This is a genomic window from Kitasatospora sp. NPDC088861 (assembly GCF_044750105.1).
Lineage (GTDB): Bacteria > Actinomycetota > Actinomycetes > Streptomycetales > Streptomycetaceae > Kitasatospora.
Genome location: NZ_JBIVJF010000017.1, coordinates 1 through 22,723, shown reverse-complemented (window position 1 = coordinate 22,723; position 22,723 = coordinate 1). Strand labels below are relative to the sequence as shown.

Annotated in this window: 17 protein-coding genes; 13 read left to right on the top strand and 4 right to left on the bottom strand. The window is 74.0% G+C overall.

Annotated features, from left to right (window positions below; genetic code table 11):
- Nucleotides 1-23 precede the first annotated feature (23 nt).
- Together ACIP37_RS25130 and ACIP37_RS25125 are read left to right on the top strand one after the other, a co-directional pair.
- Nucleotides 24-3,251 carry an ATP-dependent DNA helicase gene (locus ACIP37_RS25130; protein ID WP_363629520.1) on the top strand — a complete coding sequence of 1,076 codons (3,228 nt, stop codon included), beginning with the start codon at nucleotides 24-26 and terminating at the stop codon, nucleotides 3,249-3,251.
- Nucleotides 3,252-3,441: 190 nt separating this feature from the next.
- Entirely contained in the window at nucleotides 3,442-4,626 is a 1,185-nt protein-coding gene (locus ACIP37_RS25125; protein WP_363586732.1) for a PP2C family protein-serine/threonine phosphatase, read from the top strand.
- Between the two features lie 18 nt (nucleotides 4,627-4,644).
- Here ACIP37_RS25125 and ACIP37_RS25120 read toward each other — a convergent pair whose 3' ends face one another.
- Entirely contained in the window at nucleotides 4,645-5,616 is a 972-nt protein-coding gene (locus tag ACIP37_RS25120) for an endonuclease/exonuclease/phosphatase family protein (protein WP_400809870.1), read from the bottom strand.
- Nucleotides 5,617-5,694: 78 nt separating this feature from the next.
- On the opposite strand from ACIP37_RS25120, the gene ACIP37_RS25115 reads away from it, so the two are divergent.
- The 6 genes from ACIP37_RS25115 to ACIP37_RS25090 all read left to right on the top strand — a co-directional run bounded on the left by ACIP37_RS25115 (nucleotide 5,695) and on the right by ACIP37_RS25090 (nucleotide 13,691).
- Nucleotides 5,695-6,327, top strand: coding sequence for a PadR family transcriptional regulator (locus tag ACIP37_RS25115; RefSeq protein WP_063347909.1), 633 nt, complete (start codon nucleotides 5,695-5,697; stop codon nucleotides 6,325-6,327).
- 128 nt (nucleotides 6,328-6,455) lie between these two features.
- A complete protein-coding gene (locus ACIP37_RS25110; RefSeq protein ID WP_363586731.1) occupies nucleotides 6,456-7,220 on the top strand; it encodes an ABC transporter ATP-binding protein in 765 nt (254 codons plus the stop codon).
- Nucleotides 7,217-10,081: an FtsX-like permease family protein gene (locus ACIP37_RS25105; protein ID WP_400844564.1), complete on the top strand. Its 2,865-nt coding sequence runs from the start codon at nucleotides 7,217-7,219 to the stop codon at nucleotides 10,079-10,081. Before ACIP37_RS25110 ends, ACIP37_RS25105 begins: the two co-directional genes overlap by 4 nt.
- A gap of 145 nt (nucleotides 10,082-10,226) precedes the next feature.
- Complete coding sequence (locus ACIP37_RS25100) at nucleotides 10,227-11,630, top strand: dipeptidase (protein WP_363586729.1); 1,404 nt, start codon at nucleotides 10,227-10,229, stop codon at nucleotides 11,628-11,630.
- 69 nt (nucleotides 11,631-11,699) lie between these two features.
- The gene (gene nudC / locus ACIP37_RS25095; RefSeq protein ID WP_363586728.1) at nucleotides 11,700-12,641 is read left to right on the top strand and encodes an NAD(+) diphosphatase; all 942 of its coding nucleotides are present in this window, start codon (nucleotides 11,700-11,702) and stop codon (nucleotides 12,639-12,641) included.
- A gap of 210 nt (nucleotides 12,642-12,851) precedes the next feature.
- Complete coding sequence (locus ACIP37_RS25090; RefSeq protein ID WP_363372614.1) at nucleotides 12,852-13,691, top strand: GntR family transcriptional regulator; 840 nt, start codon at nucleotides 12,852-12,854, stop codon at nucleotides 13,689-13,691.
- Between the two features lie 109 nt (nucleotides 13,692-13,800).
- Here ACIP37_RS25090 and ACIP37_RS25085 read toward each other — a convergent pair whose 3' ends face one another.
- Complete coding sequence (locus ACIP37_RS25085; RefSeq protein WP_363586726.1) at nucleotides 13,801-14,058, bottom strand: mycoredoxin; 258 nt, start codon at nucleotides 14,056-14,058, stop codon at nucleotides 13,801-13,803.
- 200 nt (nucleotides 14,059-14,258) lie between these two features.
- Here ACIP37_RS25085 and ACIP37_RS25080 point away from each other — a divergent pair, with 200 nt between their 5' ends.
- The 4 genes from ACIP37_RS25080 (at nucleotide 14,259) to ACIP37_RS25065 (ending at nucleotide 18,165) form a co-directional block, all read left to right on the top strand.
- Complete coding sequence (locus tag ACIP37_RS25080; protein WP_400809880.1) at nucleotides 14,259-16,526, top strand: ATP-dependent DNA helicase UvrD2; 2,268 nt, start codon at nucleotides 14,259-14,261, stop codon at nucleotides 16,524-16,526.
- A 249-nt stretch (nucleotides 16,527-16,775) separates the two neighbouring features.
- Nucleotides 16,776-17,234, top strand: coding sequence for a hypothetical protein (locus tag ACIP37_RS25075; protein ID WP_363586725.1), 459 nt, complete (start codon nucleotides 16,776-16,778; stop codon nucleotides 17,232-17,234).
- Between the two features lie 167 nt (nucleotides 17,235-17,401).
- Nucleotides 17,402-17,770, top strand: coding sequence for a WhiB family transcriptional regulator (locus ACIP37_RS25070; RefSeq protein WP_400335999.1), 369 nt, complete (start codon nucleotides 17,402-17,404; stop codon nucleotides 17,768-17,770).
- Nucleotides 17,771-17,919: 149 nt separating this feature from the next.
- Nucleotides 17,920-18,165: a hypothetical protein gene (locus tag ACIP37_RS25065; protein ID WP_079136258.1), complete on the top strand. Its 246-nt coding sequence runs from the start codon at nucleotides 17,920-17,922 to the stop codon at nucleotides 18,163-18,165.
- 108 nt (nucleotides 18,166-18,273) lie between these two features.
- On the opposite strand, the gene ACIP37_RS25060 is transcribed toward ACIP37_RS25065, so the two are convergent.
- Together ACIP37_RS25060 and ACIP37_RS25055 are read right to left on the bottom strand one after the other, a co-directional pair.
- Complete coding sequence (locus ACIP37_RS25060; RefSeq protein WP_363586724.1) at nucleotides 18,274-19,698, bottom strand: AarF/ABC1/UbiB kinase family protein; 1,425 nt, start codon at nucleotides 19,696-19,698, stop codon at nucleotides 18,274-18,276.
- A 240-nt stretch (nucleotides 19,699-19,938) separates the two neighbouring features.
- Complete coding sequence (locus ACIP37_RS25055) at nucleotides 19,939-20,661, bottom strand: TetR/AcrR family transcriptional regulator (RefSeq protein ID WP_363586723.1); 723 nt, start codon at nucleotides 20,659-20,661, stop codon at nucleotides 19,939-19,941.
- Between the two features lie 165 nt (nucleotides 20,662-20,826).
- On the opposite strand from ACIP37_RS25055, the gene ACIP37_RS25050 reads away from it, so the two are divergent.
- The gene (locus ACIP37_RS25050) at nucleotides 20,827-22,362 is read left to right on the top strand and encodes an MFS transporter (protein WP_400809883.1); all 1,536 of its coding nucleotides are present in this window, start codon (nucleotides 20,827-20,829) and stop codon (nucleotides 22,360-22,362) included.
- Nucleotides 22,363-22,723: the final 361 nt, after the last annotated feature.

The window sequence follows — 22,723 nt, the reverse complement described above, 5'->3', positions numbered from 1 at the left end:
GCCGCTCCGGTTAACGTTGCGGGGTGACCGCCGTGCTCAGCCATCCCGACCAGCTCAAGGAGCTGCTGGGCATCCCGTTCAACCGGGAGCAGATGGCGGCCATCGGCGCCCCCCTGGAACCGGCCGTGATCGTGGCCGGCGCCGGGTCCGGCAAGACCACGGTGATGGCCGCCCGGGTGGTCTGGCTGGTCGGCTCCGGCGCCGTCCGGCCCGAGGAGGTGCTCGGCCTCACCTTCACCAACAAGGCCGCCGGCGAACTCGCCGAACGCGTGCGCACCGCCCTGCTGCGGGCCGGTGTCACCGGGGAGGACGGCGCGGAGCCGCTCGGCGAACCGGAGATCTCCACCTACCACGCCTTCGCCGGCCGGCTGCTCAAGGAGCACGGCCTGCGGATCGGCATCGAACCCGACGTGCGGCTGCTCGCCGACGCCACCCGCTTCCAGCTCGCCGCCAAGGTGCTGCGCACCGCCCGCGGCCCGTTCCCCGCGCTCACCGGCACCTTCGCCAACCTGGTCGCCGACCTGATCGCCCTGGACGGCGAACTCGCCGAGCACCTGGTCGAGCCGGACACCCTGCGCGCCCACGACGAGGACCTGCTGGACACCCTCGCCACCGTCAAGCTCACCAACGACGACCTGCGGGCCGTCCCCGCCACCGCCCGGGCCCGGCTGGAGCTGCTGCGCCTGGTCGAGGACTACCGGCGCCGCAAGCACGCCGCCGGGCTGATGGACTTCGGCGACCAGATAGCCGCCGCCGCCCGGCTCGCCCAGCAGCGGCCCGAGGTCGGCGCGCTGCTCCGCGGCCAGTTCCGGGTCGTGCTGCTCGACGAGTACCAGGACACCTCGGTCGCCCAGCGGCTGATGCTGGCCGGCCTGTTCGGCGCCGGCCCAGGGGGACCGGGCGGTGCCCACCCCGTCAGCGGCCACCCCGTCACCGCCGTCGGCGACCCCTGCCAGGCGATCTACGGCTGGCGCGGCGCCTCCGTCGCCAACCTCGACGAGTTCCCCCGGCACTTCCCGAAGGCCGACGGCCGCCCCGCCGCCCGCTACGCGCTCAGCGAGAACCGCCGCAGCGGCGGGCGGCTGCTCGCCTTCGCCAACGAACTCGCCGCGCCGCTGCGGGCCATGCACGAGGGCGTCGAGGCGCTGCGCCCGGCCCCCGGCGCCGAGCAGGACGGCTACGCGCGGGCGGCGCTGCTGCCCACCCACGCCGAGGAGGTCGACTGGCTCGCCGACTCGATCGCCCACCTGGTGCGCACCGGCACCGCGCCCGGCCGGATCGCCGTGCTGTGCCGCGGCGGCGCGGCCTTCCCGGACATCCACGCGGCCCTGGTCGCCCGCGAGGTGCCGGTCGAGGTGGTGGGCCTGGGCGGGCTGCTGCAACTGCCCGAGGTGGCCGACCTGGTGGCGGTCTGCGAGGTGCTCCAGGACCCGACCGCCAACGCCGCGCTGGTGCGCCTGCTGATCGGCCCGCGCTGGCGGATCGGCCCGCGCGACCTCGCCCTGCTCGGTCGCCGGGCCGCCGACCTGGTGCGCACCGACCGACCCGAGGGCGTGGAGGCGCTGACGGCGGCCGTCGCCGAGGCCGACCCCACCGAGGTGGTCTCGCTCGCCGACGCGGTGGAGACCTTCCTCGACGCGGAGCAGCCCGACGAACTGCCCTTCTCCGCCGAGGCCAGGGTCCGCCTGGCCCGCCTCGGCCAGGAGCTGCGCGACCTGCGCCGCTCGCTCGCCGACCCGCTGATGGACGTGCTGCACCGGGTGCTGGCCGTCACCGGTCTGGAGGTCGAACTCGCCGCCTCCCCGCAGGCGCTGGCCGCCCGGCGGCGCGAGACCCTGCACGCCTTCCTGGACGTCGCCGCCTCCTTCGCCGACCTCGACGGCGACCCCGGCCTGGCCGCCTTCCTCGGCTTCCTGCGCGCCGCCCAGGAGTACGAGCGCGGCCTGGACAGCAGCCTGCCCGGCGGCGAGGACACCGTGAAGGTGCTCACCGCACACAAGTCCAAGGGCCTGGAGTGGGACGTCGTCGCCGTCCCCGGCCTGGTCAAGGGCTCGTTCCCGTCCACCACCTCGCGCGAGCGCTGGACCAGCAGCAAGCGGGTGCTCCCGCACGCCCTGCGCGGCGACGCGGACACCCTGCCCGACGTGCGCGGCGGGTGGGACGGCAAGGCCATGACCGCGTTCAAACGGCAGCTGGCCGAGCACTCCGGCACCGAGGAACTGCGCCTGGGCTACGTCGCGTTCACCCGCCCGCGCACGCTGCTGCTGGCCTCCGGGCACTGGTGGGGGCCCAGCCAGAAGACCGTCCGCGGCCCGTCCGCCTTCCTGGAGCAGCTGCGCGAGCACTGCGAGCGGCCCGGCGCCGGGGAGGTCGAGCACTGGGCCGAGCAGCCGGAGAAGGGCGCCGAGAACCCGGCGCTGGCCGCCCCCGTCGAGCACCCCTGGCCGCTGCCGCTGGACCCGGCCGCCCAGCTGGCCCGCCGCCGGGTCGCCGAGGTGGTGCACGCCCGGCTGGCCGGCGCGCCCGCCCCCGAGCCCGAGCCGATGGCCGCCGAGGACCAGCGCCAGGCGGCCTCCTGGGACCGCGACCTCACCGCGCTGCTGGGCGAGTTGGAGCGCTCCCGGCGCACCGCCCGCGACGTGCCGCTGCCCGCCGCGCTGTCCGCCACCCAACTGCTGCGCCTGGCCGCCGACCCGGACGGCTTCGCGCGCGACCTGGCCAGGCCGATGCCGCGCCCGCCGCAGCCGGCCGCCCGGCGGGGCACCCGCTTCCACGCCTGGGTGCAGTCCCGGATCGAACCGCTGCTGCTGATCGAGCCGGGCGCGCTGCCCGGCGCGGACGACGACGGCATCGAGGACGAGCAGGACCTGGAGCAGCTCAAGGAGGCGTTCCTGCGCACCCCGTACGCCCAGCGCCGGCCGCACCGGGTGGAGGCGCCGTTCCAGCTGGTGCTCGGGGGGCGGGTGGTGCGCGGCCGGATCGACGCGGTCTACCGGGACGGTGACGTGACGTCAGTAACCGGTGGCGCGTCACGCTACGAAGTGGTGGACTGGAAGACCCACCGCGAGGAGACTGCCGACCCGTTGCAGCTCGCGGTCTACCGGATCGCCTGGGCCGAGCAGGCGGGCGTTCCGCCGGAGCAGGTCACGGCTTCCTTCCTGTACGTCCGCAGCGGGCGGATCGTCCGTCCGGCAGGACTTCCCGACCGAAAAGAGTTGGAACGGCTCCTGATCGGGAACAGTGAAGAATGAGTCACGCAGAGCATTCAAGTCATCACGGCAGCGCCCGAAACCTGTGCGTCATGCACGTTTCGTGCCTATTGTGGGGTCGGTAACCGGTCAACCCCCGTGCTCCGGCCGCCAGCGAGGCCCGCATTCCCTAACCCTCAGTCATCACCGCAGGTGCCCCAGGGCATCGGCGTCTTCTGCTGGAGTAACGACGTTGAGCGCGACCGGATGGATCAGAGAGCGGTTCACCGGGCCGACCCCGGGACCCGCTCCGGGCACGACCGGCACCTGGCCGAGGACGGCGCTCGCGCTGCCCTTCATCGGCATGGCGCTGATCGTCGCCCTCGACTTCGTCAGCAACACCGAGGTGACGGTCGAACCGGCCCTCACCGCCGTCCCCGCGCTGGCCGCCGTGGTCAGCCACCGAACCTGGTACCCGCTCGCCATCGGCCTCTTCACCGAGGCGGTGGCCTTCCTGATGGCCTTCCGCAGCGACGCGCTCGACCAGTCCGTGCACGCCGCCAGCGTCTTCGCGATCCTGCTGGTCGCGCTGATCGGCTGGGTCAGCGCCACCCTGCGGCTGCGCCAGGAGCGGGCGCTGGCCGACGCCCAGCTCGTCGCCTCGATCGCCCGCCGGGTGCTGCTGAGGCCCGTCCCCGAGCGGGTCGGCACCGTCCAGGCGGCCGTCCACTACGAGGCCGCCGCCGCGCACGCCAGGATCGGCGGCGACCTGTACGAGGTGGTCAACACCCGGCACGGGGTGCGGGCCGTGGTCGGCGACGTCCGCGGCAAGGGCCTCGGCGCGGTCGAGACCGCCGCCGCCGTCCTCGGCGCCTTCCGCGAGGCCGCGCACCAGGAGCCCGCACTGGACCGGGTCGCCGGCTGGCTGGCCGTCAGCCTCGACCGGGCCCTGCACGAGAACGACCACCCGGGCGTGGAGGAGGAGTTCGTCACCCTGGTGCTGATCGGCGTCGGGGCGGACGGCACCGCGGAACTGGTCAACTGCGGCCACCCCTCGCCGCTGCTGCTGCGCGGCGGGGATGTCCGGCCGCTCGAACTCGCCGAGACCGTCCCGCCGCTGGGCGTCCTCGACCCGGCCGACGTCCGGCCGCCGGTGCACCGGGTGGCACTGCGGCCCGGCGACCGGGTCCTGCTGTTCACCGACGGGGTGATCGAGGCCCGCGACCGCTCCGGCGCCTTCTACCCGCTCGCCGAGCGCCTCCCGCGCTGCGCCGACGGCCGCCCGGCGGACGTCCTGCAGCGCCTGCACGAGGACGTGGTGCGCCACGTCGGCCGCCAACTCGGCGACGACGCGGCCATGCTGCTCCTCCAGTACGCGCCGGCCCCCGCCGCCGGCACCCAACTACCGCACCAGCACGGCGTCCTGACCCGGCACTAGTCCCGTGCTGGGCCCGCACTAGAGCGAGACCTCCACCAGCAGCGGCCGGTGGTCCGACACCGCCGCGCGCGGCGCCGCCGCCGGGCCGACCGCGGCGCACGGCACGCCGACCGCCAGCACGTGGTCGAACTGCACCGCCGGGCGGTGCGAGGGGTACGTCGGGGTGCGGGCCAGGTCGTACCAGCCCTGCAGACGGGGGCGGGGCTCGCGCACCCGGCGCCGGCGCGGCTCGGCCAGGGCCGGCCGGGCCCGCCGGGCCGCCCGCAGCTCCCGGACCCGCGCCCGGGGCGCGGTGCGCTCCAGCGCGGTCGCCCCGCCGAGGACGGTGCGCGGCACCGCGCCGACCAGGTTGAAGTCGCCCAGCACCAGGTACGGCTGCGGCAGGTCCGCGATCCACCGCCGGATGCCGGCCAGCTGCGCCATGTTCCACCCGGGGACGAAGGACAGGTGCGCCGCCACCACGGTGAACGGGCCGTGGTCGCCCTCCAGCACGGCCGCCAGCGCCGCCCGCGGCTCGTCCGGCACCGGGGTGAGCCCGCGCCGGCCGGCCACCCGCAGTGGCAGTCCGAACGGGGCCGGGGCGAACCGGCGGGCCCGCCAGTGCCGCACCGGCAGCCGGGTCAGCAGCGCGGTGCCGTACGAGGGCGGGGCGCCGTCGCCGACGTCGCCGGGCCCGTACACCCGCAGGCCGCCGGGCACGGAGGGCTCCGGCACCCAGCCCGCGACCGGCGCCGGGCGCCCGTGCAGGGCGGCGGCGAACCGCCAGTCGGCGGCCCCCATGGCCTTGGCGGCCACCGCGGCCTGGTCGGTGCCGCCCGAGCGGGACTGGTGGCGGTCCACCTCCTGGAGGGCCAGTACGTCGGCGTCCAGCGCGGCCACCGCCTCCGCCAGCGGCCCGCCGGCGTCGGCGGGGTAGGGCCGCGGGGCGCCGTCCGGGGCGAGCGGCTGACCGTGCAGCAGGTTGAAGGTGGCGATGCGCAACTGGCTCACACCGCACGACGGTACCCGCTCGCCGGGGGAGGGGGCGCGGCTTGAGCCCGTGGGGCATACCGGGTATACATACTGAGTATGTCCATCCGACACGGCCTGCTCGCCCTGCTCGACCAGGGCCCGCGCTACGGCTACCAACTGCGCACCGAGTTCGAGGCGCGCACCGGCGCCACCTGGCCGCTCAACGTCGGGCAGGTCTACACGACGCTGTCCCGACTGGAGCGGGACGGCCTGGTCGAGCCCGCCGGAGAGGACGACGAGGGCCACCAGTTCTACGCCGTCACCGAAGAGGGACGCACCGAGCTGCGGGCCTGGTTCGACACCCCGGTGCCCCGGACCAACCCCCCGCGCGACGAACTGGCCATCAAGCTCGCCATGGCCGTCACCGTCCCCGGGGTGGACGTCTCCGCCGTCGTCCAGGGCCAGCGCCGCCACAGCATCAAGGCGCTCCAGGACTACACCCGGCTCAAGGGCCGCGCGCTGGCGGGGGAGTCACGGCCCGGCATCGCGCCCTCCGCGAGCAACGACCTGGCCTGGCTGCTCGTCCTCGACCAGCTGATCTTCCAGACCGAGGCCGAGATCCGCTGGCTCGACCACTGCGAGACCCGGCTCCACCAGCACGCGGAGACCGAACAGGCCCGCGCCGCCGAAGCCGCCCGCGACGGCGGCGCCACGGCCGCCCGGCCCGCCCGCCGCCGCTCGCGCACCTGACCCCGCCCGCCGTCGCTCGCGCACCTGCCCCCGCGACGGCCGCCGCTCGCGCACCTGACCGCGACGGCCCGCCCGAACCACCGGCCCGGACCCGACGCCGAGCCCACCACCAGCACAAGGGGGGAACCATGTCCCACACCGACCCGGCCCGGCAGACGCCGGTACTGCACCTGGAGAACGTCACCCGAGTCCACGGCCAAGGCGCCGCGGAGGTCCAAGCCCTGCGCGGCATCGACCTCAAGGTCCACCCCGGCGAGTTCGTCGCCGTCATGGGCCCGTCCGGCTCCGGCAAGTCGACGCTCCTCACCCTCGCCGGCGGACTGGACACCCCGACCACCGGCCAGGTCCTCGTCGAGGGCGTCGCCCTCGGCGGGCTCAACCGCAAGCGGCTCGCCCAGGTCCGCCGCCGCTCCATCGGCTACGTCTTCCAGGACTACAACCTGATACCGGCCCTCACCGCCGGCGAGAACATCTCGCTGCCGCGCGAACTCGACGGCCTCTCCGCCCGCGCCGCCCGCCGCGAGGCGCTCGCCGCCCTGGAGGAGCTCGGCATCCCCGAGCTCGCCGACCGCTTCCCCGACGACATGTCCGGCGGCCAGCAGCAGCGCGTCGCCATCGCCCGCGCCCTCATCGGCGACCGCCGCCTCGTCCTCGCCGACGAGCCCACCGGCGCCCTCGACTCCACCACCGGCGAGGCCGTCCTCGCCGTCCTGCGCGCCCGCTGCGACGCCGGCGCCGCCGCCATGATGGTCACCCACGAGGCCCGGCACGCCGCCTGGGCCGACCGCGTGGTCTTCCTGCGCGACGGCCGCATGGTCGACGAGAGCGTCAGCCAGGACGCCGCCAGCCTGCTCGTCAGCGCCGCCACCAACAGCATGAAGGTGGACGAGTGAAGCTCAGCGCCTGGCGGGTCGCCCTGCGCATCGCCCGCCGCGACGCCCTGCGCGCCAAGGGCCGCAGCGCCCTGGTGGTCGCCATGGTCGCACTGCCCGTCCTCGGCGTCACCGGCGCCGACGTGGTCTTCCGCAGCGCCGACCTCGAACCCGCCGAACACGTCGTGCGCGTCATGGGCCAGGCCGACGGCGAACTGCAGATGCTCGAACGCGGCGCCATCGTCCTCCAGGCGCCCGACCCCGACAAGGGAATGTCCACCAGGAGCGCCAAGGACGAGGCGAAGAACGGCGCCGCCCCCCAGTACACCCCCGCCCAGCAGCGCAGCCTCGACACCGAACCCGTCGAACTGGCGAAGCAGCTGCTCCCGCCCGGCACCGTCCTCGTGCCCGAGCGGCAGGGCCCCTACACCGCCGCCGGCAGCTCCCAGGGCCTGCTCAGCACCCGGACCACCGAGCTGGACCTCACCGACCCGGTCTGGAAGGGCCGGGTCGACCTGGTCAAGGGCCGCGCCCCCGCCACCGACGGCGAAGCCGCCGTCACCCGGGACTTCCTCACCCGCTCCGGCCTCAAGATCGGCGACCAGACCGCCGTCCGCGGCCTGGAGGACACCCCCTTCACCATCACCGGCGTCGTCGAGTACCCCGGTGAACTGACGGCCACCGAGATCATCGCCCGGCCCGGCACCCTGATCAGCAAGCTCGCCAAGCTCCCCGGCGCCGACCGCAGCCGCAACGCCGGCACCGACGCGCCCACCCGCTGGCTCGTCAAGCTCCCCGCCGGCAGCCTGGACTGGCCCAAGGTCACCGAACTGGGCGGCTACGGCTTCACCCTCGCCTCCCGCGCCGTCCTGCTCGACCCGCCGGCCCGCGCCGACGTCCCCTACTACGTCGAGGCCGACAAGCACGGCGGCCCCACCCCCGGGTACCTCGACCGCACCTCCGTCGTCATCCTCGCCACCGTCGTCGGCATGGCCCTGCTGGAGATCGTCCTCCTCGCGGGCCCCGCCTTCGCCGTCGGGGCCAGGCGCTCCCGGCGGCAGCTCGGACTGCTCGCCGCCGGCGGCGGTGAGCGCGCCAACATCCGCGCCGTCGTCCTCGGCGGCGGCATCGTCCTCGGCATCACCGGCGCCGTCGTCGGCCTCGGACTCGGCATCGGCCTGGTCGCCCTGCTGCGCACCCGGGCCGAGGAGTACGCCGGCCAGCGCTTCGGCCACTTCAACCTCCAGCCGCTCGACCTGCTCGGCGTGCTCCTGGTCGGCCTGGTCACCGGCCTGCTCGCCGCCGTCGTGCCCGCCGTCCAGGCCTCCCGCCAGGACGTCGTCGCCGCGCTCACCGGCCGCGACTCGCTCAAGCCCCCGAGCCGCAAGCTCGCCCTGCTCGGCCTGCTGATGCTCGGCGGCGGCTCCGCGCTCGCCCTGCTCGGCGCCACCAGCGGCTTCGCCAACCGCAGCCTGTCCGTCCTCGGTGGCTCGGCCGTCGCCGAACTCGGCATGGTCGCCCTGACGCCCTACCTGGTCGGCCTGTTCGGCCGGCTCGGCCGCTGGCTCTCGCTCGGCCCCCGGCTCGCCCTGCGCGACTCGGTGCGCCACCGCGGCCGCACCGCGCCCGCCGTCGCCGCCGTGATGGCCGCCGTCGCCGGCACCGTCGCGGTCAGCGTCTACCTCGCCAGCTACGACGAGGGGAACCGCCGCGAGTACACCGCCGCCGCCCCCTCCGGCGCCGTCATGCTCGGCAGCGGATGGCTGCCCGCCTCCGAGGGCAAGCTGCTGCCGCAGATGCGCGACGCGGTGGAACGCAACATCCCCGCCCTCGGATCGCGCGCCGACATCCAGCGCGTCGACTACAAGGGCGACTGCGCCGACGGCGGCAGCGGCTGCGGCTACATCCAGGTCGAACTGCCCAAGGAACTGCGCTGCCCCGCCCTCGACGACACCGAGCGCAGCACCGACGAGACGGAACGCATCCTCGGCACCGACCCGCGCTGCCAGGGCATCGGCCACTGCGGCAACCACTTCAGCAACCTCTCCGCGGGCGACGCCACCCTGCTGCGCAACCTCTACGGCGTCACCGACCCGGCCGCCGGGCAGGCCCTCGCCGCCGGCAAGGCCGTGGTCTTCGACGCGAAGTACCTCAAGGACGGCAAGGTCGCGGTCGGGTTGAACGATCCGATGGAGGAGACCGACGGGCCGTCCCCCCGGAAGCGCGGCCACACCGAGATCTCCGTCGACGCCGTCCTCGCGTCCGCGGTGGTGCCGGCCAGCGGCCAGGCCGTGATCAGCCCCGACACCGCCACCCGGCTCGGCCTCACCACCTCCCCGGCCGGCTCGGTCTGGCTGCCCGACAGCTCGCCCTCCGACGGCGCCCAGCAGAAGGCCAACGGGGCGCTGGCCAAGCTCACCGACCAGGACGTCCTCTCGATCGAGCGCGGCTACCAGTCCAGGTCCGACCTGATCGGCCTCGGCCTGTCGATCTTCGCCGGCATCGTCGCCCTCGGCGCGGCCGGCATCGCCACCGGACTCGCCGCCGCCGACTCCCAGCGCGACCTGACCACCCTCGCGGCGGTCGGCGCCGAGCCCCGGATCCGGCGCACGCTCTCCGGCTTCCAGTGCGGGGTGATCGCCGCCATGGGCACCCTCCTCGGCACCGTCTGCGGGATCGTGCCGGCGGTGGCCCTGCGCAAGGTCCAGGGCGTGGCGACCTCCGTCCCCGGGATGAGCGCCGAGACGATCGCCAACAACTCGGTCGTGGTCCTCCCGTGGCTCACCATCGCGGTCACCGTGGTGGCGCTGCCGGTGCTCGCGGCGGGCCTGGCCGCGCTGCTCACCCGCTCGCGGATCTCCCTGCTGCGCCGCTCCGGCTGAGGTTCGCGCACCCTCCCGTCACCCCCGTCCGCGCCCCCTCCACTCCGGGGGCGCGGGCGGGGGTGACGGAGGTTACAGCCCCGACGGCGCCCGGCAGCCGGACGGCCGGGGCGGGCACCCGCACGGGCGAACTAAAGTCGTCCGTATGACGAGAACTCCGGACAGCGTCGTCCGCTCCTTCATCGACCAGCACCAGGCCGGCTTCCTCGCCGACCTCTCCGAGTGGCTGGCCATTCCCTCGGTCTCCGCCGACCCGGCCCGCGCCGGCGACGTGCGGCGCTCCGCCGAGTGGCTGGCCGCCAAGCTGCGCGACTCCGGCTTCCCGGTGGCCGAGGTGTGGGAGACCGACGGCCTGCCGGCGGTGTTCGCCGAGTGGCCCTCCGGGGACTCGTCCGCGCCGACCGTCCTGGTCTACGGGCACCACGACGTGCAGCCCGCCGCCAAGGAGGACGGCTGGGACACGGAGCCGTTCACCCCGACCGTGGTCGGCGGACGGCTGTTCGCCCGCGGCGCGGCCGACGACAAGGGCCAGGTGTTCTTCCACACCCTGGGCGTGCGCGCCCACCTGGCCGCGACCGGCCGCACCGCGCCGGCCGTCAACCTCAAGCTGCTGATCGAGGGCGAGGAGGAGTCCGGCTCGCCGCACTTCGCCGACCTGGTCCGGCGCGAGGCCGGGCGGCTGGCCGCCGACGTGGTGGTCATCTCGGACACCGGCATGTGGTCCGAGACCACGCCGACCGTCTGCACCGGCATGCGGGGCCTGGCCGACGCCCAGATCGACCTGTACGGCCCGGACACCGACATCCACTCCGGCTCCTTCGGCGGCGCCGTCCCCAACCCGGCGCAGGTCGCCGCCGAGCTGGCGGCCGGCCTGCACGACGCCGACCGCCGGGTGGACATCCCGGGCTTCTACGACGGCGTGATCGAGCTGACCGACCGCGAGCGCGAGCTGTTCGCCGAACTGCCCTTCGACGAGGCGCAGTGGCTCAGGGTCGCCAAGTCGTACGGCACCCGGGGCGAGGCCGGCTACTCCACCCTGGAGCGGGTCTGGGCCCGCCCGACCGCCGAGGTCAACGGCCTCTGGGGCGGCTACACCGGCCCCGGCGGCAAGACCATCGTGCCGTCCTCGGCGCACCTCAAGCTGTCCTTCCGGCTGGTCGCCGGGCAGGAGGTGGAGAAGGTGCGCGAGGCCGTCCGGGAGTGGGTGGCCGCGCGGGTGCCCGAGGGCGTCCGCCACGAGCTGACCTTCCCGGGCGCGACCCGGCCCTGCCTGACCCCGCTGGACCACCCGGCGCTGCAGTCCACCGTCCGCGCCATGGGCCGGGCCTTCGGGCAGAAGATCCTCTTCACCCGCGAGGGCGGCTCCGGCCCGGCCGCCGACCTCCAGGACGTGCTCGGCGCGCCGGTGCTGTTCCTCGGCATCTCGGTGCCCTCGGACGGCTGGCACTCGGTCAACGAGAAGGTCGAACTGGACCTGCTGGCCAAGGGCGTGGAGACGGCCGCGTACCTGTGGGGGGACCTGGCCGAGAACTTCCGGCCCGGCGCGTGACCCCGCGCGGGCACACCATGGCAGTCAGATCACTCATCCGGATGATTCATCACGTGGGGATGGAACGAAGTGAGCACCGTGCCTGAGACCGAACGCCCACTGAACCTGGCACTGGCCCGGGCCGGGGTGGACCGGGCGGCCGAGCACCGGCTCGACGAGCCCTGGCTGGCCGCCGCCTGGAGCCACCCGGCCACCCGGGTGCTGCCGATCGCCGGCGGCGAGGCGTTCGTCGTCGACACCGCGCAGGGCACCGAACTCGTGCTGATGCCCTCCTTCGAGGCGCCGCAGACCGGGGACCGGTACTTCCTCGGCACCGACGAGGACGGCGTCTCGTACTTCGCGCTGGCCGGTGAGAGCCTGCCCGGGCGGCTGGACGGCGACGCCCGCCCGGCCGGACTGCGCGAGGTCGGCGCGCTGCTGTCGGACCGGGACGCCGGACTGCTGGTGCACGCCGTGGCGCTGGAGCACTGGCACCGGCTGCACAGCTTCTGCTCGCGCTGCGGGCACCCGACCGAGAAGGCCGGCGCCGGGCACGTGCGGCGCTGCACCTCCTGTGCGGCCGAGCACTACCCGCGCACCGACCCGGCGGTGATCATGGTGATCACCGACGAGCAGGACCGCTGCCTGCTCGGCCGCCAGGCGCTGTGGCCGGAGGGCCGCTGGTCCACCCTGGCCGGCTTCGTCGAGCCGGGGGAGTCGATCGAGCAGGCGGTGGTGCGCGAGGTGCACGAGGAGGCCGGCGTGCAGGTCGGCGAGGTGCGCTACGTCGCCAGCCAGCCCTGGCCCTTCCCGTCGAGCCTGATGCTCGGCTTCACGGGCCGGGCGCTGCCGGGCGGCACGGCGATCACCGTGGACGGCGAGGAACTGGCCGAGGCGCGCTGGTTCTCCCGCGAGGAGCTGCGGGCCGGGATGGAGGCGGGGGAGATCCTGCCGCCCTCCGGGATCTCGATCGCGCGCCACCTGGTCGAGCTCTGGTACGGCGGACCGCTGCCGTCGGCGGCGCGCTGGTAATCCCCGACGAATGGGGGGCGTGCGGGTTATCCCGTGCGCCCCCGTTTTTCTTTTCCCTTCCTTTCCGAATCCGCCACGACCTGATGTTCGTGGCCGGACGGGCCAGTTCTGCTACCGCCGCCTGCCGTCCCGAAGCCGTCGTCAACCCGCGCGGACGACATTGCCGGAAACGGCTGAAACCCCGCCATCGCGCTCGCTACATTCACTCGGGTGACAATCCCCCGGGGCACCGCCCAATCCCCCAAATACCAGCGTCTCGCCGCCGACCTGCGCCGCCGGATCGCCGAGGGCGAGTTCACCGCCGACGCCGCACTCCCGGTCGAGAGCGAACTGGAACGCCAGTACGGTGTCGCCCGCAACACCGTCCGGCTCGCCGTCGACGTCCTGGTCAACGAAGGCCGACTGGTCCGCCTCCAGGGCAAGGGCACCTACCTGCGGGAACACCCCGTCCTGGACCACCGCGCCTACGGCCCCACCCTGGCCCCCGCCCCCCGGGACTGCCTGGCCGTGCCCTCCGCCGTCTACCTCGGCGAGGCCGCCGAGGCCGGCCGCGAACTCACCACCGACTTCGAGATGATGATCGTCCGGGCCCGGGTCGACATCGCCGAACGGCTCGGACTGCGCCCCGGTGAGGCCATCGTGGTCCGCCGCCAACTGCGCCTGCTCGACCGCGAGCCGTACTCCATCGAGGAGAGCCACTACCGGGCCGGACTCGCCGCCGGCACCCCGCTGATGGAACCCGACCCGGTCGAGGGCGGCGACGAGGCCGTCCTCAACGAACTCGGCCGCACCGAGATCGGCGCCGTCGACCACCTGGTCGCCCGGATGCCCGGCCCCGAGGAGGCCCAGTGGTTCCAGGGCGGCCCCGGCGTGCCGCTGATGGTCCAGACCCGCGTCACCTACGACCGGCGCGGGCCCGTCCGGGTCATCGAGACCCGCTACTCGGCCGACCGCAGCCGGCTCGTCTACGGCATCGGCGACCTCGGCGCGCGCGCCACCCTGCCCGCGCCCGCCGCACCCGTCGACCCCGCCAGGGCCGACGCGCAGTGACGCGCGCCGGCCCGGACCCCGGGCCGGCCCGGCCGTTCAAGCCCGCTCGGGCAGCACGGACCATGCGGGCCGCTCGGGTCGCGCGGACCGCTCAGGCCGTTCGGACCACTCAGACCCCGAGGGCCTTCTTCACCTGGAGCAGGCTCGGGTTGGTCATCACGACCCGCTCGCCGCCGGCGTTCGGCGTCACCAGCACCGTCGGCACGGTCTGGTTGCCGCCGTTGACCGACTCGACGAACGACGCCGACGCCGGGTCCTCCTCGATGTTGACCTCCGTGTAGCCGATCCCCTCCCGGTCCAGCTGGCTCTTGAGTCGGTTGCAGTACCCGCACCAGGTCGTGCTGTACATCGTCACGCTGCCGGACATCGAGGAGGCTCCTTCAGGAAGAGGGCGTACGGTCTCAGGGCAGGAACGCCCACCGCGCGACGGTCATTCCGCACGGCCACGCTCCGTCGCACCACGACGGCGCCCGAACGGCCCCGCGCGCCCCGGTGCGCAGCGATCATCCTGCGATCACACCGTGCCTGTGGACAACCCCGCCCCCGTTGTCCCAGCGGGCTGAGAGGATGGAAAGCATGCAGGAAGACCTCTTGAGCGGCAGCCCGTCCGACGGCCCCCACGGCTCCCTCTGGGCCGACCCCACCGCCGCCACGGGCCCCGACGCCGTGCTCGCCGGGCTCGACCCCGAACAGCGCGCCGTCGCCACCGCCCTGCACGGGCCCGTCTGCGTCCTCGCCGGCGCCGGCACCGGCAAGACCCGCGCCATCACCCACCGGATCGCCTACGGCGTGCGCAGCGGCGTGTACCAGCCCCAGCAGGTCCTCGCCGTCACCTTCACCGCCCGCGCCGCCGGCGAGATGCGCGGCCGGCTGCGCCAACTCGGCGCCGACGGCGTCCAGGCCCGCACCTTCCACGCCGCCGCCCTGCGCCAGCTCCAGTACTTCTGGCCGCGCGCCGTCGGCGGCCCCGTGCCCCAGCTGCTCGAACGCAAGGTCCAGCTCGTCGCCGAATCCGCCGGCCGCTGCGGCCTGCGCGTCCAGCGCACCGAACTGCGCGACCTCACCGCCGAGATCGAGTGGGCCAAGGTCACCCAGCTCGGCCCCGACGACTACCCCGCCGCCGTCCAGAAGTCCGGCCGCGACGCCCCCCGCGACCCGGCCGAGACCGCCCAGGTCTACCGCGTCTACGAGGAGACCAAGAGCCGCCGCGGCGTCATCGACTTCGAGGACGTCCTGCTGCTCACCGCCGCCATCCTGGAGGACCGCCCCGACATCGCGGACCAGGTCCGCTCCCAGTACCGGCACTTCACCGTCGACGAGTACCAGGACGTCTCCCCGCTCCAGCAGCGGCTGCTCGACCAGTGGACCGGCCCCGGCGGCGGGGCCAGCCTCTGCGTCGTCGGCGACGCCAGCCAGACCATCTACTCCTTCACCGGCGCCACCCCCGACTACCTGCTCAACTTCCGCACCCGCCACCCCGAGGCCACGGTCGTCAAGCTGGTCCGCGACTACCGCTCCACCCCGCAGGTCGTCCACCTCGCCAACGGACTGCTCAGCCAGGCCCGCGGCGAGGCCGCCCGCCACCGCCTCGAACTCGTCTCCCAGCGCGAGGCCGGCCCCGAACCCGTCTACACCGAGTACGAGGACGAACCCACCGAGGCCGAGACCACCGCCCGCCGGATCAAGGACCTGCTCGCCACCGGCGTGCGCGCCAGCGAGGTCGCCGTCCTGTTCCGCACCAACGGCCAGTCCGAGGTCTACGAGCAGGCCCTCGCCGACCTCGGCGTCCCCTACCAGCTCAAGGGCGCCGAGCGGTTCTTCGAACGCCCCGAGGTCCGCGACGCCGGCGTCCTGCTGCGCGGCGCCGCCCGGGCCGGCGCCGACCCGCTCACCGCCGACGCCCCCGACCTGGCCGGCCAGGTCCGCGCCGTCCTCGCCGCCCGCGGCTTCACCGCCGAACCGCCCGCCGGCTCCGGCGCCGTGCGCGACCGCTGGGAGTCCCTCGCCGCCCTCGTCCGGCTCGCCGAGGAGTTCGAGCGCACCCGCACCGCCGCCGGCCACAGCGCCGACCTCGCCGCCTACGTCGCCGAACTCGACGCCCGCGCCGCCGCCCAGCACGCCCCCGCCGTCGAAGGCGTCACCCTCGCCTCGCTGCACGCCGCCAAGGGCCTCGAATGGGACGCCGTCTTCCTCGTCGGCCTCACCGAGGGCACCCTGCCGATCATCTACGCCAAGACCGACGAGCAGATCGAGGAGGAGCGCCGACTCCTCTACGTCGGCGTCACCCGGGCCCGCAAGCACCTCTCCCTCTCCTGGGCGCTCAGCCGCTCCCCGGGCGGCCGGGCCAGCCGCAAGCCCAGCCGCTTCCTGGACGGGCTGCGCCCCGGTTCCAGCGCCCCCGGCGCACGCACCGGCGGGCGGGGCGGGCGTGGGGGCGTGGAGCCCGGCGAGCGCTCCGCCGGACGGCGGGTCCGCGGCCCGGTCAAGTGCCGGGTCTGCGAGAAGGTGCTCACCGAGGCGGTCGAGCGCAAGCTGCGCCGCTGCGAGAGCTGCCCGTCCACCATGGACGAGGCGCTGTACGAGCGGCTGCGCGAGTGGCGGGCCCGCCAGGCCAAGAAGCAGGGGGCGCCGGCCTACGTGGTGTTCACCGACGCCACGCTGATGGCCATCGCCGAGGACGTGCCGGCCAGCCGCCAGGAGCTGGCCGTGATCTCCGGGGTCGGCGCGATGAAGCTGGACAAGTACGGGGCGGCCGTGCTCTCGTTGTGTGCGGGGGAGGAGCCCGAGGAGGATCCGGACGGCGTCGAGGACGGCGAGCCGGTCGATCCGGCGTGAGCCGGTCCGGGCGCGGTCCAGGGGAGTCTCCCGGGGGCCGCTCGGGGGACATCCGAACCCGCCGTGAAAAATAGTTTGCGCGGCATACCGGGAGCGCAATAGCCTGCCGGAGCGGTCAAGGGGACGAGATCGCACGGGGTGACACCTGTGCCGAATCCCCTGCACCCAACAGCTTCACCGAGACAGACATCCGAACATTCGGAACCAGGGCGACCTGGCTCCGCGAGACGCCGAGAGGAGGCGATGACAGTGGGAAACATCATGATCACCAAAATGACTGGCCAGACCGTTGTTGCTGCCTCCCTGCGTGCCGCCCGTCTGCGGGCGCTCGCCGAGCTCGGTGGAACCGGTCTGGGTCTCGACACCACCGGTGTCTCCGTCGTCCCCGCTGTCAGTGGCCTTGGACACACTGATGTCTGCGCCGCGGGCGGCAGGAACGTCGAAGGCACCTCCGTCGAGGCCGGTCTGTCCGGCGACTGGGCGTCGTTCGGTACGTCGCGCTCCCTGCGTGATGAGCGACCGACCCAGGCACCGAAGGCAGTCGTAGCAGCCGCCATGCATGGCGACTATGCGCAGGTCGTCGGTGCCGGAAGCACCCAGAAGCAGAACGAGCAGCAGATTAACCAGGCCATGGCCGCCTTTGCGGGCGCCACGGCCATCCGGATGCGGGCCTTCCGCGGGCCTGAACCCTGGAGAGAACGAACCTGAGTAAGCCTCAGGTCGGCACCTCCAGGGCCGCGGAACCCGTCACACCGGGATCCGCGGCCCTTCTGTTTTGTCCGGTACGCAAGACCACCCAGGCCCCCCGGGGCCTCCGGCCCAGACCCACCAGCCATCTGGGCCGGAACCACTGAGAAGACGAGGAAGACGCCACAGTGTCCACGGTCATCACGCCGCCCATCCCGTCCGTACCGCCGACAAGCCAGATCACCAAGGCCGACCAGGCCGACCCCCCGGAGGTTCCTTCCATGCAGATCAGCTCCATCGAGCAGGCCGAGGCGCTCGGGCTCCCCATCCCCTGCCGCGCCTTCGACCCCGAGGTCTTCTTCGCCGAGACGCCCGCCGACGTCGAGTACGCGAAGTCCCTCTGCGGCACCTGCCCGGTCAAGGACGCCTGTCTGACCGGTGCGCTGGAGCGGCGCGAGCCGTGGGGCGTCTGGGGTGGCGAGCTCTTCGTCCAGGGCGTCGTCGTGGCCCGCAAGCGGCCGCGTGGCCGTCCGCGCAAGACCGAGGTCATGGCGTGAACCCCGCCCACGGCGCCAGGGCCGTCCGCCGGGGAGAGCAGCCCCTGCTGGACAGCTCCCTCCGCCGTTCCGTCCGGATCGCCGCCGCCAAGGCCGACGCATCCCGGCCAGCCCCCTTCCCGAGCACGCACCACGAGCAGGACCACCACATGACCGCCGCCGCCATCGATCCGACCGTCCGCGCTGAGCAGACCACCGAACTTCAGATCCAGAACAGGACCCTCGAAATGCAACTCCTCCACGAATCCCTGGCCCGGGCCCATATGCAAGAGCGCCTGCACGAGGCCGAGCACCAACGCCTCGTCACCCGGGTCGCCCGGGCCCGCCGGCTCAAGCAGCGGGCCGAGCGCGCCTCGCTGCGGGCCCGCAAGGCGATCGCCGTCGCCCTGATGTAGTCGCGGCTGTCGTCGCGTGCGGGGCCTCCCCGCGTTCCACCCCCGTCGTGCCGCAGGCCGCCCCCCGTCACGGGGAGCGGCCTGCGGTCGTCGGGGGCGGCGTTCCGGTCAGCTCTTGCGGGTGCGGCTGGCGGGCCTGCCGCCTGCCGGCTTGCGACCGGCGGGCTTCGCCGTCCCCGCTGGGTTGGCCGGCTTCGCCGGCTCCCGACCGGCGAACTGGGGCAGCCACGCCAGCATCTCCGCCCGGAACGGCGCCTGGGCGCCCAGCTGGCAGAGCACCCCGATGGTGCTCAGCGTCACCCGGTGGATCAGCAGGTACGCGGGCGGCAGGTTCAGCTGCTTGCCCAGGTTGTAGGCGGGCGAGCGCGGATCGGCGATCCGGGCCGCCTGCGCGCGCATCCAGGCCCGGGTGAAGTGGAAGCTGTCCACGGCGGCCGGCTCGATGATCGGCCGCAGGTAGTCCAGCACCGCGTCCGGGTCCAGCTCGATCGAGGGCTTGACGAAGCCCTCCTCGCGCAGCATCTTCAGCACGCCCGCCGCGTCGCCGTCCAGGGCCATCCGCAGCGACGCCCCGATCGGCGCGGGCAGCCCGCCCGGCAGCCGGTCCACCGTGCCGAAGTCCAGCACCCCCAGCCGCCAGCCCGACGCCGGGCCGTCGTCCTTCAGCAGCCGGAAGTTGCCCGGGTGCGGGTCCGCGTGCAGCAGGCCGGTCCGGGACGGGCCCGCGAACAGGAACCGGGCCAGCAACTGCCCGGCACGGTCGCGCTCCTCCTGGGTGCCGTCCGTGATCACCTCGGCCAGCGGGGTGCCGTCCATCCACTCGGAGACGAGCACCTGGTCGGCCTGCGCCACCACGCCGGGCACCACGATGTCCGGGTCGCCGGCGAACTCCTCGGCGTGCCGGCGCTGGGCCTGCGCCTCCAGCTCGTAGTCCAGCTCCTCCGACACCCGTTCGCGCAGCTCGGCGATCAGCGGCTTGATGTCCAGCCCCGGGATCAGCGGGCCCAACAGCCAGGCCACCCGGCTCAGTTGCGTCAGGTCGGCGAGCAGCGCGTCACCCGCGCCCGGGTACTGCACCTTGACCGCGACCCGGCGCCCGTCGTGCCAGACGGCCCGGTGCACCTGCCCGATCGAGGCGGCCGCGGCCGGCCGGTCGTCGAACTCCCGGAACAGCTCGCGCCAGCCGTCCCCGAGCCGCTGGGCGAGCGCGGTGTGCACCTTGGCGGCGGGCATCGGGGGAGCGGCGTCCTGCAGCTTGGTGAGCGCGGCCCGGTACGGCCCGGCGACCTCCTCGGGCAGCGCGGCCTCGAAGACGGACAGCACCTGCCCGAACTTCATGGCTCCGCCCTTGAGTTCACCCAGGACCTTGAACAGCTGGTCGGCGGTGGCCTGCTGGAGCTCGGCCGTCACCACCTCGGCGGAGCGGCCGCCGATGCGCTTGCCCAGACCGAGCGTGGCGCGTCCGGCTATCCCCAGAGGCAGGGCGGCGAGCCGTGCCGTGCGGGTCACTGCCTTGCGCGGAAGATCGCTCACCCGGGCCTCCATTCCCTGGCCCCCCGACACCGGACGGCCCACCATCACTAGGCCATTGTGCCCGCTCCCCACCCCGCGACCGCCGGTATTTCGCCAGGCGGGGAAGGGGCGCCCGCACGTGGGACGCGACCGCTGTCCCTTTGCGGGGGAGTTGGACGGCTTGGTCCGGTCGGCCCGGCGTGGTGGGCGGACGGCGGCTGCGCGCTGAGCGGAGTGGCCGGGGGTCGTCCGACCGGAGAGTCAGCGGGGCAGGCGGAGGGCCAGGCCGTCCAGGACCACGTCGAGGCCGTAGGCGAACTTGGCGTCGCGCGTGGCGGCCGGGTCCGGGTCCGCGGAGACGGTCGAGTAGGCGTCGGTGAGGTGGGCGAAGCCCGCGGTGGCCTCCCGGGCGGCGGGCATCAGCCGGGCGATGAACGCGGCCTCGCTCTCGCCGGCCCGGGCGACGGTGGTGAGCCAGGCCGCCTCCGTGGTGCTCATGCCGACGACGTAGGAGATGACCGCGTCGATCGCCCGGACCGGCTCGGGGAAGCCGGCCGAGGTGAAGAAGGCGGTCAGCCGTTCGCCGTAGGACATCAGGTTGGGGCCGAGGTAGGCGAGGCCGGCCTGGCCGAGGACGGACGACAGCCAGGGGTGGCGCAGGGCCGTCGCCCGGAAGGCGCCGGCGGCCTCGGTGGCGGCGGCGCGCCAGTCGGGGCTGTCGGCGGGCGGGAGGGTGATCTCGCCGAAGACCTCGTCCACCGCGAGCTCCATCAGCTCGTCCTTGGTCGCCACGTGCCGGTACAGGGAGGTGGCGCCCGCGTTCAGCCGGGTGGCCAGCTTGCGCATGCTCAGGGCCTCGATGCCCTCGGCGTCCAGCATGGTGATCGCCTCGCGGACGATCGCGGCCCGGCTGAGTGCGGGCTGGTCGGGCTCGCGCTGCCGACGGGCCCACACGGACGGGATCGGGTTCGTTTCGGCGGCCATGGCGGCTCCCCTTCCCTCTGCTCCTGCTTCGCTGCGTACACCGTTCGCATCGAGCGTACAGGAGTCGGGTGTTGCGCACACCGTTCCGCAGTGCGTACAGTGTGCGCAACGAAGGAGCGACGTGCGCATCGGGGGAACGGTGTGCGCAGAATGGAGGGGTGGCTGATGACAGCGCTCAACGCGACCGAGGGCCGCAACCCGCACCGCTGGTGGATCCTGATCGTGCTGTGCCTGAGCTCGCTCGTCCTGGTGGTCGACAGCATGGCGCTCACGGTCGCCGTGCCCTCGATGACGGCGGACCTCGACGCCAGCGCCCAGGACACCCAGTGGATCCTCGACTCCTATGTCCTGGTCTTCGCCGGGCTGCTGCTCACCGCCGGCAGCCTCGGGGACCGCTTCGGCCGCCGGAAGATCATGATCATCGGACTGCTGCTCTTCGGGGCGGCCTCCCTCGCGGCCACCTTCTGCACCAACCCCGGCGAGGTGATCGCGGCACGGGTCGCCATGGGCGTCGGCGGATCGCTGATCATGCCCTCGACGCTGTCGATCCTCATCACCGTCTTCGACGAGGACGAGCGCAACAAGGCGATGGCCGCCTGGAGCTCCGTGGCGATGCTGGGGCTGGTCGGCAGCCCGGTCCTCGGCGGCGTGCTGATCGACCACTTCTCCTGGCACTCGATCTTCTTCATCAACGTTCCGGTCGTCGCCCTGGCGATCCTGGCGGGCCTGCTCCTGATGCCGGAGTCCAAGGGGCCGTGGCAGAAGCCCGACCCGCTCGGCGCGGTGCTGTCCGCGGCCGGCATGACCGCCCTGGTCTGGTGGATCATCGAGATCCCGCAGCACGGCGCCTTCGGCGGCCAGTCCCTGGTCACCCTGGCCGTCGCGGTGCTCGCGCTCGGCGGGTTCGTGGTGTGGGAGAACGTCACCTCCGCGCCCATGGTCCCGCTGGCGCTCTTCAAGCACCGCAACTTCAGCGGGGGCTCGCTGTCGCTGACCCTGGTGCAGATCGGCAATGGCGGCCTGCTGCTCGTGCTCACCCAGTACCTGCAGTTCGTGCTCGGCTACTCGCCGGTCAAGGCGGGCCTCGCGTTCGTTCCGCTGGCCATCGCCGCCCTGGTCGGCAACGGGGTCGGCGCCAAGTTCGCCGCCACGATCGGCAACCGCCTGCTCATCCTCACCGGGATGCTCGTCATGGCCGCCTCCTTCGCCCTGCTGACCACCGTCACCGCCGGCACCGGCTTCACCGTCCCGGCGGTCGCCCTCGGGCTGCTCGGCCTCGGCGCGGGCCTGGCGATGCCGGCGGCGGTGGGCGCGCTGATGGGCACCATCCCGCCGGAGCAGGCGGGCGTCGGCTCGGCGCTGAACGACACCATCCAGCAGGCCGGCACCGCGCTCGGCATCGCGATCCTGGGCTCGCTGCTGTCGAGCGGCTTCGCCGCCGAGATGCCCGCCGGGATGCCGGAGGAGGCGAAGCACTCCGTCGGCGGGGCGCTGGCGCTGGCCAACGGGGACGCCGGGCTCGTCCGGACCGTCCGGGAGGCCTTCACCTCGGCGATGTCGACGACCTTCACGATCAGCGCGATCGGGGTGCTGGCGGCGGCGGTCGTGGCCACGCTGGTGATGCGTGACCGGAAGGCCGGGACGGCGGCGGGGGAGCCGGTGGCCGGGGCGTCGGTGGAGGACGCCGGGATCGCCGCCTGACTTCGCTGGACCTGGCTGGTCCGCCTCGCCGTGAAGGCCGGTGCCCCCGGGGCACCGGCCTTCGGTGCGGTGGGGTGGGGCGGTGGTGTGGTGGTGCGCAGGAAGTCGGACGGGCCGACTTCCTGCGCGTGGTTCTTTGCCTGATCTCTGGGGCCCCCTCCCCCCCCCCCCGCCCCCCACCCTCCCCACCTCCCGCCCACCACCTCCCGCTGGCAACAGCGGATCCCCGCCTTGCATGGCCCGCGCCCTGCCCCAGGCAGGGCGCGGGCCATGGGCTCACCTGGCCATGGGCTCACCTGGCCATGGGCTCACCTGGCCATGGGCTCACCTGGCCATGGGCTCACCTGGCCATGGGCTCACC